We start from the raw sequence: 13,326 nt of genomic DNA, 5'->3' as shown, positions 1-13,326 counted from the left end.
CTACATAATTAAAAAAGCCATTCGTAATGAATGACTTTTTTGTGACCGCGAAGGAATTGGCTTTGCCTTTCCCTCAAAGCTTTACTTTCTTATTTATTCGTGACCGCGAAGGGATTCGAACCCCCAACCCTCAGAGCCGAAATCTGATATTCTATCCAGTTGAACTACGCAGCCTTTTTGAAAGAAAATAGAAGAAAGAGAAAAGAAAAAAGATTCAGTCTATTTTCTATATTCTATTCTCTATATTCTTTTAAACCAAAAGTTTCTTAACAATAGTCGAAATGGTTTTCCCTTCTGCGCTTCCACCTATTTGCGCTGAAGCCAATCCCATAACTTTTCCCATAGAAGCAATTCCTGACGCACCCGTTTCTGCAATGATTTTAGCAATGATTGCTTCTACTTCTGCTTCTGAAAGTTGGGCAGGAAGGAATTTTTCGATTACAGCAATCTGTGCCAATTCGGGCTCGGCTAAATCGGGACGGTTTTGTGTGGTGAAAATAGTGGCGCTATCTTTACGCATTTTTACCAGTTTCTGTAATATTTTGATTTCGTCAGCTTCAGTGATTTCTTCTTTAGAACCTGTAGCGGTTTGCGCTAATAAAATTTCTGATTTAATGGCACGAAGCGCTTCTAAAGCAATAGTGTCTTTGGCACGCATTGCATTTTTTATTTCGTCCATTATTTGGGTTGATAAACTCATAGTTTAGAATTTTAAATTATTAGACTTATTAGATTCAAATAGTTTCTCTTTTAGCCCTGATTGAAGCAAGTATCCTTTTTTGCTAGCTAAGCACCTCGACTGCGCTCGGTGTGACAAAAAAAATACTGCGAAAAGCAGGAAAATGGATGGCAAAAAAAGCCCGAACCACTCGCTCCTAAAAAGTTTCGCGAAGTTAAAAAAAATAACCCGAAAATCATAAAGACTTTCGGGTTAAAGATCAAGGGTTATCTGTAGACTAGTCTACATTATCGTGCAAGAATGAGTTGTTTGAACGCAACTGTGTATCATCGTTGCTATCCGTTCCTATTGACATTCTTGAGTTTGTATCAGCTTGAGCATTATTCGACAAATCTACTCCATTACGTTTGTAGGCAGGTTCTTTTTCCATTTCTTCAATTTTTGAAGGGTTGTTATGGAATTTATAATTGAACTCTTTTAATTTTTTTCTTCTATCGTCAGCTCTGTGTTTCAAGGTTTCCTCGATAGTCATTTCAACTGGTGAAATATCTTCAAAATGACTTACAATTGATGTAGGCTTTTCGGTAGTTTCAACCTTCATTGTAATTTTCAATTCTTCAGCAATTGGTTCTTCCACGATTGGTGCAATTGCAGCAGGTTTTGAATTCAACAAATCGTTTTCCAACTCCATGTATTCTTCCAAAGAATATTTTATGATTCCGCCTTCGTTAAGTTCGGTTACCGGTACGAACTCTACTGGCTCGTTAACCATAATTTCATTTACTGCTGATTCAGACAAATCGAAAACAATTCGGGTTTCTTCAACAGCTTCAATCTTTTCAACTTCGGCAACTCTTTCAAATGTTGGCATTGCCGGCATATCAAAAGTGAACGTGATTTGCTCTTCTTCTTTTTCGATAATGGGCTCGATAACTTTCATTTCTTTAACTTCCGGAGTCGTTACTTTGAAATCGATGTCATTTATTGGTGAAATAATTTCAAATGTTACATCCAAGTTTCTGATGAAATGATTCATTGCAATCAATTCGTTTTCATCAATAGAAGCAACAGCGGCTGGCGTCTCAATTTGCTGCGCCTGTTCGCTTTCGCTCGAGTCATCTTCGATTAATTCGAAAACAATTTTTTCTTCTTTCACTTCTGTTACCCGAGTATCAATCGGATGGAAAACTTCAACTGATTTTTGCGTTAAATCGCGTTCTAATTTATGTTCCCCATCTAAGGAGTGAATTATTTTCTTAGCTTCAGTATTTACAATTCCGTTTTGCTGCTCCACATTAAAACCTGTAGCAATGATTGTAACCGCAATAGCTTCACCTAACGTTTCATCTTCACCAACACCCATAATAATATTAGCTCCGTGTCCGGCTTCTGACTGAATATGGTCGTTGATTTCTCCAATTTCGTCAATAGTAATTTCGCTAGAACCCGAAACGATAAGCAACAATACGTTTTTGGCACCCGAAATTTTATTATCATCCAACAAAGGCGAATCTAAAGCAGAAATGATAGCATCTTTTGCACGATTATCACCAGTTGCTGTAGAAGAACCCATAATGGCTGAACCACTATTTGACAAAACTGTTTTGGCGTCTTTTAAGTCAATATTTTGAGTGTAATGGTGTGTAATTACTTCAGCAATTCCTCTTGAAGCCGTTGCCAACACTTCGTCAGCTTTTGAAAATCCGGCTTTGAAACCAAGATTTCCGTATACTTCTCTCAATTTATTGTTATTAATAACAATCAAAGAATCGACTTGTTTTCTTAACTTTTCGACACCTAACAATGCTTGTTCATAACGCACTTTTCCTTCAAATTGAAACGGTTTTGTTACAATTCCAACAGTAAGTATGCCTCTTTCTTTGGCAAGTTGAGCGATTACAGGTGCAGCTCCAGTTCCGGTTCCGCCACCCATTCCTGCAGTGATGAAAACCATTTTAGTATTGGTATCCAACATTTTTTCAATGTCACCAATACTTTCGATGGCTGATTGCTGCCCAACATCAGGATTTGCTCCAGCTCCAAGTCCTTCCGTTAAGGAAACTCCTAATTGGATTTTATTAGGTACAGGACTATTTTGAAGCGCTTGTGAGTCTGTGTTACAAACAATGAAATCAACGCCTTTGATTCCCTGCTTGAACATGTGATTGATAGCGTTACTTCCGCCGCCACCAACTCCGATTACTTTAATCACATTTGATTGATTTTTTGGTAAATCAAATGAGATGTTTCCAAATTCTGAGTTGCTTATCATACTATTTTGGTATTAGGTATATGTTTTGTCTTCTGTTTTGTCTTTTTTATTGCTCTTTTTGTCACCCTGAGCCTGTCTAAGGGCTGCTTTCCGAACACTTACTATTCAGCGTTATCTAAAAAGTCCTTAATCTTTTCAACATAACGGTCAAAAAATGATCTTTTTATTTTGTTTTCTGTTGTTTCCGTTTCGAGGTTGATTTCTTCCTCGATAGCATCAGAAACCTCCTCAACTTTTCCCTCTACTACTTGAGCCTGAGCTACAGATTGAAAAGCAACTTGTCTTGCTGCTTCGACCGCAACTTCTTTTAGTTCAATTTTGTAAGCACTATTCGAATTGTTTTCAATGCTGTTCATTACTAATCCGACTGCTGTTGCAAACAATGGACTTGAAATTTCTTCGCTTGAATTTCCTGCTAAATGTTCGTTTGGATAGCCAATTCTAGTGTCCATTCCGGTGATGTATTCTACCAATTGCTTGATGTGTTTCAATTGCGAACCACCACCTGTTAATACAATTCCCGCAATCAGTTTCTTGCGTGGATCTTCGTGCCCGTAAGCTTTGATTTCGGTGAAAACCTGCTCAACAATTTCAACAACTCTCGCGTGAATTATTTTTGATAAGTTTTTCAAAGAGATTTCTTTTGGATCTCTTCCTCTTAAACCGGGAATCGAAACAATTTCGTTGTCTTTATTTTCGCCTGGCCACGCTGAACCAAATTTTGTTTTTAATAATTCGGCTTGTTTTTCAATGATGGAACAACCTTCTTTGATGTCATCTGTAATCACATTTCCACCAAAAGGAACTACTGCTGTGTGACGAATGATACCATCTTTAAAAATGGCTAAATCTGTTGTTCCTCCACCAATATCAATCAAGGCAACTCCGGCTTCTTTTTCTTCCTGACTCAAAACCGCATCAGCCGAAGCCAATGGTTCTAATGTCAATCCGGATAATTCAATGCCTGAACTCTGAATACATCTTCCCACGTTTCTGATAGATGATGCCTGGCCAACTACAACATGAAAGCTGGCTTCTAATCTTCCGCCATACATTCCGATTGGTTCTTTGATTTCAGATTGTCCGTCGATTTTAAATTCCTGTGGCAATACGTGGATGATTTCTTCTCCCGGAAGCATCGCCAATTTATTTACCTGATCAATTAACAACTGAATATCTCTTCCGCTGATTACTTCTTCAGGGTTTGTTCTGATTACGTAATCGGTATGCTGAATACTCCGAATGTGTTGTCCGGCAATACCAACAACCACATCGTTAATTTTATAGCCTGAATTTGCTTCTGCTTCAAGTACTGCCTGTTGAATAGATTGGATGGTTTGCGTAATATTGTTTACCACACCTCGAGCCACACCAAGGCTTTTGGATTTTCCAACACCCAAAATCTCTAACTTTCCATACTCATTTTTCTTGCCAATCATGGCAACAATCTTGGTTGTCCCAATGTCTAATCCTACTGCAATATTCTCTTTTTCCATAATCTTCTATTTAATGCACACTACTTGCTTAGTAAACTTCAGGTTAATCCTTTTGTATTTATTCAAAGTGCTATCTGAAACTGCCTTCTGAAAAAACGCTTTATAATTTTTAAATTTCTTCTCAATGTTAATCGTTCGACCAAAATCTATTTGAAAATCATAATTTCTGTTCGCCATAACCAAGCTACCGTTAGGCAAAACCTGCACACCAATGATATTTTTTTTCAAAAACTCATCTTCGTTAATCATCCTTAAAACTTCAGATAATTTTTCTTTTTTTACTACTGTAATTTCCCCCGATAGTAGCGGCACTCTTGCTGTATAATTATCTGATAACGGCATCTTATTTCCTTCATAATCAATATAAAAAGAACCTGCCTCATCGAATACTCTTCCCACTGGTGTTTTTTGTTTCACCACCGCTTTTAAAACACCATCAACACTAACAAACACATCCGCTTTCTGGATCATTTCCTGTTTGTTGATAGAAGCTTCCAATTTCATCAAATCTAAATCAACTTTATTGATTGTTTTTAGGTCTTGATTTTTTTCTATTAACAATTTATTAACCATTTCAGACTTCAAAAAAAGTGTGTTTTCACCCACAAAAACGACTTCTGTTTTCCTTATTTTTCGGTGCTCATTTCGATACGAAGTGAACGAATACAGGAAGATTACGACCGCAATCATCAACATTAATCGAATATTTGTCCAATTGAAAAATTTCATTTTTTTCATTTTAATACTCAGATGTTCAAACATCTGTTAATACATAATTTGAATTCAATTTTTTATTCATTGGCTAAAGCCAAATCCCTTTTAATTTTCGGAACTAATTCACCAATATCTCCTGCTCCAATTGTTACAATTATTTTAGCGTCACTTTTTAAAATTGATGGAATTAAATCGCTTTTTGAAACTAATTTTTTATTCTTGTTTTCTATTTTGGAAAGCAGCCATTCTGACGTAATTCCTTCCATCGGTAATTCGCGTGCCGGATAAATATCGAGCAACAAAATTTCATCGAATTGTGATAAACTTTTGGCGAAATCATCGGCGAAATCTTTGGTTCTGCTGAATAGGTGCGGTTGGAAAATCGCAAGCACTTTTTCATTTGGATACAATTCGCGAACCGCTTGATGAACCGCATTAATTTCTGTTGGATGATGTGCATAATCATCAATATAAACTAGATTCTCGTTCTTAATTTGATACGAAAACCTACGTTGGATTCCTTTAAATGAAGCCATAGCTTTAGCAATGGTTTTGGTTGGGGAACCAAAAGTTTTAGCCATTGCTAAAGCCATCATGGCATTCATTAAATTATGTCTTCCGGGCAAACCAAATTGTATATTTTCAATCTTTTCTGATGGCGTTTGCACATCAAAAACATAATACCCATTTTCAATTCTGATGTTAAATGCTTTGAAAGTGGCGCTTTCGTTGATTCCGACTGTTAGTCCTTCTAAAGGCAAACCTTTTGGAACGAATATTTTGGTTTTATCTTCTACTTTAGCAGCAAATTCCCTAAAGGAATCTTCAATCGCCGTTGCATCGCCATAAATATCTAAATGGTCGGCATCCATTGAAGTCACACAAGCAATATTGGGATGCAAATGCAGGAACGAACGATCGAACTCATCGGCTTCAACTACGGTTACCGTTTTCCCATTTCCAATTAAATTGGAATGATAATTTTCGACAATGCCTCCGATAAAAGCGGTAACATCTGCACCACATTCATATAAAATATGTCCAAGTATACTGGATGTTGTTGTTTTTCCATGCGTTCCGGCAACGGCGAAACAAAAGGTGTCCTTGGTAATAATTCCCAAAACTTCTGCCCGTTTTTTTACAACATAATCTCTTTCATTAAAATAATTCCATTCCGAATGTGAAATTGGAACAGCCGGAGTTATAATAACCAAAGTGTTTTCTATATAATAATCGTTCGGAATTAAACTGATATTGTCTTCAAAATGAATCGACATTCCGCCAGCGATAAGTTCATCCGTAAGCATGGTCGATGTTTTGTCGTAACCCGAGACATTCTTCCCAATGTTTTGGAAATAACGAGCCAAAGCACTCATTCCGATGCCACCAATTCCGATGAAATAGACGTTATGTATTTGGTTTAGGTTCATTTTTTAAAGTGGCTGAGTCACTGAGTTACTGGGTTTTTTATTTTATTAGTTTAACAATTTGTTCGACAATGTCTTTTGTAGCATTTGGCTTGGCTAATTTTTTAATGTTTTCGCTCAATTCTTTCTGTAAATTTTCATTGAAAATTAAATTCGAAAATATCGGTTCGAAGGTGAAGTCTAATTCACTTTCTTTAATTAAAATGGCGCCATTTTTATCTACTATTGCTTTGGCGTTTTTGGTTTGATGGTCTTCGGCTACATTCGGTGACGGAATAAAAATTACCGGTTTCCCAACCAAACACAACTCCGAAACCGATGAAGCTCCGGCACGAGAAATCACAAAATCTGCGGCAGCGTAAACCAAATCCATTCGGTCAATAAATGACAGCACCTGCACCAACTGGCCGTCAGAAAAATGATTGTAATCGTGATAATACAATTTGCCACATTGCCATATTATTTGAATATCTTTTGAAACCAAATTGTAGATTTCTTTTTCAATTAATTGATTTAATCTTCTTGCACCAAGACTTCCACCAAGTACCAAAAGCGTTTTTTTATTAGGATTTAAATTGAAATGTTTAAGTGCTTCTTTTCGTTTGGAATCAATTTCCAATAAATCCTGACGAACCGGATTTCCTGTGAAAACAATTTTGCTTTTTGGAAAAAAACGTTCTAAATTTTCGTAAGCAACACAAATCGCATTGGCATTTTTACTCAACAACTTATTCGTGATTCCGGGATAGGAATTTTGTTCCTGAATCACCGTTGGAATCTTTAGTATATTTGCCATCTGTAATAAAGGACCGCTGGCAAAACCGCCCGTTCCAATTACGACATCAGGTTTGAATTGTTTTATTATTTTTCGTGATGTAAACAAACTGCTTGTCACTTTCAGCGGAAACATCAGGTTTTGCAGTGTCAATTTTCGTTGCAAACCGGCAATCCAAAGTCCTTCAATTTCATAACCTGCTTGCGGAACTTTTTGCATTTCCATTTTGTCTTTGGCTCCAACAAAAAGAAACTCGGCATCGGGAAAACGCAACTTTAATTCATTTGCAATAGCAATCGCTGGGTAGATATGTCCACCGGTTCCGCCGCCGCTTAATATGAATTTTAGTTTGCTCATTTTTTCCCCTTGCTTTGAAAGGCGAGGCAAGTCATTATTTTTTATTTAAAACAGCACTCATTGGATTTGCCTTATCAACAATTGAAAAATCTTCCAGTTCTGCTGCTTCATCTTCTTGCAATTGTTTATCAATTAGCTTTTGCAGCGCCTCATCACGTTTTTGTTTTTCGGCTTGTTCTTCTGCAATTTCTTCTTCTTTTTTGGTCACGCTCAAAATAATTCCAAGAGCAATACAAGTCATCCAGATAGAACTTCCTCCACTACTAATCAACGGTAATGTTTGTCCGGTTACTGGCAACAGTTCTACCGCAACTGCCATGTTGGTTAACGCCTGAAAAATTATGGGAAACCCTAAGCCGACGACGACGAGTTTTCCGAAAAGCGAATTGGATTTATGTGCTGCCACTACAAATCGGAATAGCAATAACAAATACAATCCTAAAACACATAGCCCACCAATCATTCCGTATTCTTCCACAATAATGGCATAGATAAAATCGGATGAAGATTGTGGCAAGAAGTTTTTCTGCACACTTTTCCCTGGTCCAAGTCCATAAATTCCGCCTGAAGCGATCGCAATTTTTGCCTTTTCGATTTGGTAATCATCTTCATCGGGTTTGTCACTTGTAAAGTTGTCAATACGAGCAATCCAAGTATCCACGCGATTTGGAAAAGCATCTGGAAAAGCTTTGGCAACCAATATGAAGAATGTCAATCCGATGATTCCGGCGCCGACTATGATCCCGATATATTTCAAAGGATATTTTCCAATAAAAACCAACATCAATACCATCGAAAATATCAAAGCGGCTGTTGAAAAATTCGCCGGTAGAATAAAAATTAGCGTAATAAAAACGGGCGTCCACAATTCCCAAAGCGAGTTTTGGAACGTGATAGGCGTTTCTCTTTTTTTGGATAAATATCTGGCAACAAAAACATACAACACGATTGAAGCCAATGTTGATGTTTGAAATGTAATTCCAATAAACGGAATCTGTATCCATCTACTGGCGTTGGCACCATCAATAATAGTTCCTTTGAGCAACGTATAGATAAGTAAAATCCAAACGACTGGCAATAGAATTTTGGAGATTGTTTTGAAATAATGATACGGAACTTTGTGAACTTTGTAAAGAATAAAAAATCCAACCAAAACCTGAGCTGCGTGTTTCAGCAAGTAAGTAAAGGCATTTCCTGAACCATGACGCATATAGGCCAAATTACTACTCGCGCTAAAAACAGGCATAAACGAAAACAGCGCCAACAAGGCAACGAATGCCCAGATAACTTTATCTCCTTTTAAACTGTTTACTAGTTCTTTCATTTTTTAATTTTAGATTTTAGATTTTAAATATTAGATATAATCTACTTATTGTTTAACCTATTGTTTACTGTTTTTAATGTTGACACGAAAATTGCAACCAATTCTCCTGATTCTTTTAGAGGAAATTCCAATTCGGATTGATTAATCCATTTCATTTCTTCAATAATCTCAAGCCAATATTGAGTTTCATCTACTTCTTTTAAAACTATATTCAATTTTGCTACAAATTCTCTATCACTCCTTGCTCTACACGCAGCTCTATAATTTGCTCCTACAGAAGTTGCACTTTTTGCTAATTGATTTATCACAACTCTTGATGAAATAGAATTCGGTAATTTCTCTACTAAATTTAGAACCAAAAGAGAGAATTGTTTCGTTCTATATTTTAATTCATCATTCGTCATATTTAATATTTAAAATCTAATATTTAAAATTATAAATTTTTAACCGCTGCTTTAAATTGATTTCCTCTGTCTTCGTAATTTTGAAATAAATCGAAACTTGCGCATGCTGGTGACAACAAAACTGCTTCGCCTTTTTCTGCAATATGCATTGCTGTTATAACTGCGTCTCGCATATTATCTACTTCGACCATCATATCTACAACGTTTCCAAAAGCATCAATGATTTTTTTGTTATCGACACCAAGACAAATAATTGCTTTTACTTTTTCTCTCACCAAAGACATAATTTCGCTATAATCATTTCCTTTATCTACACCACCGACTATCCAAACTGTTGGAACCGTCATGCTATCTAAAGCGAAGAAAGTAGCGTTCACGTTGGTCGCTTTGCTATCGTTGATGTACTGCACATTGTGAATTTTAAGTACTTTTTCCAAACGATGTTCTACACCTTGAAAATTGGATAAACTCTCACGAATAGTTTGCTTTCTGATTTTCATCAGTTGCGCTACAGACGTCGCTGCCATTGCGTTTTTCATGTTGTGTTTTCCTTCCAGAGAAACTTCTCCGGTTTTCATTTCAAATTCTTCGTTGTTGATGATGATGTCCATAGTGTCGTTTTTTATAAATGCTCCGTTTTCAAATGTTTTTGTTAATGAAAAAGGAATTAATTGGGCTTTTGTTTTGTTTGTTTTGAACCATTCTGAAATTGCTTCGTCATCTGCGTCATAAATGAGATAATCACTCTCGGTTTGGTTCATTGTTATTCTAAATTTTGATGCGATATAGTTTTCATATTTATATTCGTATCGGTCCAAATGATCCGGACTAATGTTTGTAATTATGGCTATGTCTGGTCTGTATTTTACACTTCCATCTAATTGAAAACTGCTCAATTCCAATACATAGCAATCGTAATTTTCTTCTGCTACTTGCCAAGCGAAACTCTTTCCGATATTGCCTCCTAATCCAACGTTTAATCCTCCTTCTTTTAGCAAATGATACGTCAACATGGTTGTTGTCGTTTTGCCGTTGCTTCCAGTTATTCCTATGGTTTTTGCATTCGTAAACTGAACTGCAAACTCAATTTCAGAAATCACCGGAATTCCTTTTTCCAAAAGCTTTTTTACCATTGGTGCTTTTTCCGGAATTCCCGGACTTTTCATTACTACATCAGCATTCAAAATCAGGTCTTCGGTATGGGTTTCGTCTTCCCATTTAATCTCATTAAGTTTCAGAACTTCTCTGTAATTATCTTTTATTCTTCCAAAATCAGAAACAAAAACATCGTATCCTTGTTTCTTCCCCAAAATGGCGGTTCCAACGCCACTTTCTCCACCTCCAAGTATTACTAATCGTTGCATTATCTCAATTTTAATGTCACAATAGAAACTATAGCCAGTAGAATTGCCACAATCCAAAAACGGGTTACAATTTTACTTTCGTGATAGCCTTTCTTTTGGTAATGATGGTGCAATGGCGACATAAGGAAAATTCGTTTCCCTTCGCCAAATCTTCGCTTCGTGTATTTGAAATAAGAAACCTGCAGGATTACGGATAAATTTTCGGCGAAAAAGATGGCGCACAATACTGGCAATAACATTTCTTTTCGAACCGAAATAGCTAGAACTGCAATAATTCCACCAATGGTTAAACTTCCTGTATCGCCCATAAACACAGTTGCCGGAAAGGAATTGTACCAAAGAAATCCGATTAATGCTCCAACAAAAGCGGCAATAAAAACTGTCATTTCACCAGAGTTTGGGATGTACATGATGTTTAGGTAACTTGATAAAATGACGTTACCCGAAACAAAGGCAAAAATCCCGAGAGCAAGTACTGATATTGCTGAAGTTCCAGCTGCTAATCCATCAATCCCATCGGTTAAATTGGCTCCGTTTGAAACAGCTGTGATAATAAAAATTACGATTGGAATAAAAACCAACCAAGCCCAATTTTCATAGCCTTCTCCAGTCCACTCGATGATTTTGGCATAATCCAATTCGTTGTTTTTTGTGAAAGGAATTGTAGTTACCGTAGATTTAATTTCAGACGGTGTTTGCGAAATAAGTGTTTCAGTTTGATTAAAATTTATTGGTGTAGCCGATCTTTCTCTAACAGTAACCGTTGGGTTAAAATAAAGTACACATCCTACAATTAACCCTAAACCAACTTGACCAACAACCTTGAAAATTCCTTTTAAACCTTGTTTGTCTTTTTTGAAAATTTTGATGTAATCGTCAATAAACCCTATAGTTCCCATCCAAAGTGTTGTTACAATTAGAAGGATTATGTAGATGTTATTCAGTTTGGTTAACAGCACAACCGGAATCAGTGTAGCAATAATGATGATTAATCCACCCATTGTTGGCGTTCCTGCTTTTTGCGTTTGGCCTTCAAGACCAAGTTCTCTAACCGTTTCACCTACTTGTTGATTTCTCAAAAACGTGATGATTTTTTTTCCATAAATGGTTGAAATCATCAGCGAAAGTATTAATGCCAAAGCCGAACGAAAAGTGATATACTGGAAAACTCCTGCTCCGGGAATGTCCATTGTTTTGTCGAGGTATTCAAATAAATAATATAGCATATTCTTTAAATTTCAATGTTCAATTATCAAATCTCAAATAAATTTCAATTTTCAAATTCAAAAAATTCCAATGTTGTTTTTTTTTGGAATTTGGCTTTTGCTTTTTGTTATTTTTCCAGTTGTTCTAAAATTTCTTTTACAATTTCCATATCATCAAAATCATGGCGAACTCCATTAATTTCCTGATAGGTTTCGTGACCTTTTCCGGCAATCAGAATAATATCATTTGGGCCAGCCAATTGACAAGCGGTTTTAATAGCTTGTTTTCTATCAACAATGGCCAAAGTTTTTCTTTGATTTTGTGGCTGTACGCCTTCTTCCATATCGGCAATAATGTCAATTGGATCTTCGGTTCTTGGATTGTCTGACGTGATGATAACTTTATTGCTCATCGTTGAAGCAATGTTTGCCATTATTGGTCTTTTGGTTTTATCTCTGTCTCCTCCGCAACCTACAACGGTTATCAATTGCTCGTTGTTAGATCGAATGTCATTGATGGTTTTTAAGACATTTTCTAAAGCATCGGGCGTATGCGCATAATCAACAATTGCGGTAATTTGGAAATTGGAAACTATAAATTGAAAACGTCCGGAAACACTTTCTAATTCTGATAATAATCGCAATGCTTCTAATTTGTCTAATCCTAATTCGATTGCAGTTCCGTAGATTGCCAATAAATTATAGGCATTGAAGGTTCCGATTAATCGAACCCAAACTTCGCTTTCATTAATTTTTAACAACAATCCAGACAATTGGTTTTCCAGAATTTGCGCTTTATAATCGGCATACGATTTCAAAGCATACGTCAGTTTTCGAGCAGCTGTATTTTGAATCATTACCAAACCGTTTTTGTCATCAATGTTGGTTAATGCAAAAGCTGATTTTGGCAAATGGTCAAAAAAAGATTTTTTCACATCGCGGTATTCCGCAAATGTTGGGTGATAATCTAAATGGTCGTGAGACAAATTCGTAAAAACGCCACCTTCAAAATGCAAGGCTTCCGCTCGTTTTTGATGAATTCCGTGCGAACTCACTTCCATAAAGCAATATTCAACACCCATTTCACACATTTCTGCCAAATAATAATTGATAGTTAATGAATCCGGCGTGGTGTGCGTTGCTTTGTATTCTTTATCATCAACCATGATTTTAACGGTTGATAACAATCCAACTTTGTAGCCTGCTTTTTGGAATAATTGATATAACAAAGAAGCGATGGTTGTTTTACCATTCGTTCCGGTGATGCCAACTAATTTTAGATTTTGTGATGGATTTCCATAAAAGTTTG

The 13,326-nt window shown here is 36.4% G+C and carries 11 protein-coding genes and 1 tRNA gene; all 12 read right to left on the bottom strand.

What is annotated here, in order from left to right; genetic code table 11:
- Window positions 1-100: 100 nt before the first annotated feature.
- Window positions 101-174, bottom strand: a tRNA-Arg gene (locus tag RMN97_RS05725).
- A 76-nt stretch (window positions 175-250) separates the two neighbouring features.
- Window positions 251-700, bottom strand: coding sequence for a GatB/YqeY domain-containing protein (locus tag RMN97_RS05720; protein ID WP_309613564.1), 450 nt, complete (start codon window positions 698-700; stop codon window positions 251-253).
- A 256-nt stretch (window positions 701-956) separates the two neighbouring features.
- A complete protein-coding gene (gene ftsZ / locus RMN97_RS05715) occupies window positions 957-2,951 on the bottom strand; it encodes a cell division protein FtsZ (protein ID WP_309613563.1) in 1,995 nt (664 codons plus the stop codon).
- 101 nt (window positions 2,952-3,052) lie between these two features.
- On the bottom strand, window positions 3,053-4,447 hold the full coding sequence (ftsA, locus tag RMN97_RS05710; protein ID WP_309613562.1) for a cell division protein FtsA: 1,395 nt from the start codon (window positions 4,445-4,447) through the stop codon (window positions 3,053-3,055).
- A 6-nt stretch (window positions 4,448-4,453) separates the two neighbouring features.
- Window positions 4,454-5,176: a cell division protein FtsQ gene (locus RMN97_RS05705; RefSeq protein ID WP_309613561.1), complete on the bottom strand. Its 723-nt coding sequence runs from the start codon at window positions 5,174-5,176 to the stop codon at window positions 4,454-4,456.
- 62 nt (window positions 5,177-5,238) lie between these two features.
- Entirely contained in the window at window positions 5,239-6,591 is a 1,353-nt protein-coding gene (murC, locus tag RMN97_RS05700; protein ID WP_309613560.1) for a UDP-N-acetylmuramate--L-alanine ligase, read from the bottom strand.
- 37 nt (window positions 6,592-6,628) lie between these two features.
- Window positions 6,629-7,720, bottom strand: coding sequence for an undecaprenyldiphospho-muramoylpentapeptide beta-N-acetylglucosaminyltransferase (gene murG / locus RMN97_RS05695; protein WP_309613559.1), 1,092 nt, complete (start codon window positions 7,718-7,720; stop codon window positions 6,629-6,631).
- A gap of 34 nt (window positions 7,721-7,754) precedes the next feature.
- The gene (locus RMN97_RS05690) at window positions 7,755-9,044 is read right to left on the bottom strand and encodes an FtsW/RodA/SpoVE family cell cycle protein (protein WP_309613558.1); all 1,290 of its coding nucleotides are present in this window, start codon (window positions 9,042-9,044) and stop codon (window positions 7,755-7,757) included.
- Between the two features lie 41 nt (window positions 9,045-9,085).
- A complete protein-coding gene (locus tag RMN97_RS05685; RefSeq protein ID WP_309613557.1) occupies window positions 9,086-9,448 on the bottom strand; it encodes a four helix bundle protein in 363 nt (120 codons plus the stop codon).
- A gap of 29 nt (window positions 9,449-9,477) precedes the next feature.
- A complete protein-coding gene (murD, locus tag RMN97_RS05680) occupies window positions 9,478-10,812 on the bottom strand; it encodes a UDP-N-acetylmuramoyl-L-alanine--D-glutamate ligase (protein WP_309613556.1) in 1,335 nt (444 codons plus the stop codon).
- The gene (gene mraY / locus RMN97_RS05675) at window positions 10,812-12,038 is read right to left on the bottom strand and encodes a phospho-N-acetylmuramoyl-pentapeptide-transferase (protein ID WP_309613555.1); all 1,227 of its coding nucleotides are present in this window, start codon (window positions 12,036-12,038) and stop codon (window positions 10,812-10,814) included. The genes murD and mraY overlap by 1 nt, the downstream gene beginning before the upstream one ends.
- A gap of 107 nt (window positions 12,039-12,145) precedes the next feature.
- Window positions 12,146-13,326 (bottom strand): UDP-N-acetylmuramoyl-L-alanyl-D-glutamate--2,6-diaminopimelate ligase (locus RMN97_RS05670; protein ID WP_309613554.1); only part of this gene is annotated, 1,181 nt, incomplete at its 5' end.

It is taken from the genome of Flavobacterium sp., from assembly GCF_031381455.1.
GTDB lineage: Bacteria > Bacteroidota > Bacteroidia > Flavobacteriales > Flavobacteriaceae > Flavobacterium.
The sequence above is the reverse complement of the archived record's forward strand: the minus strand, read 5'-3'. Positions and strand labels throughout refer to the sequence as shown.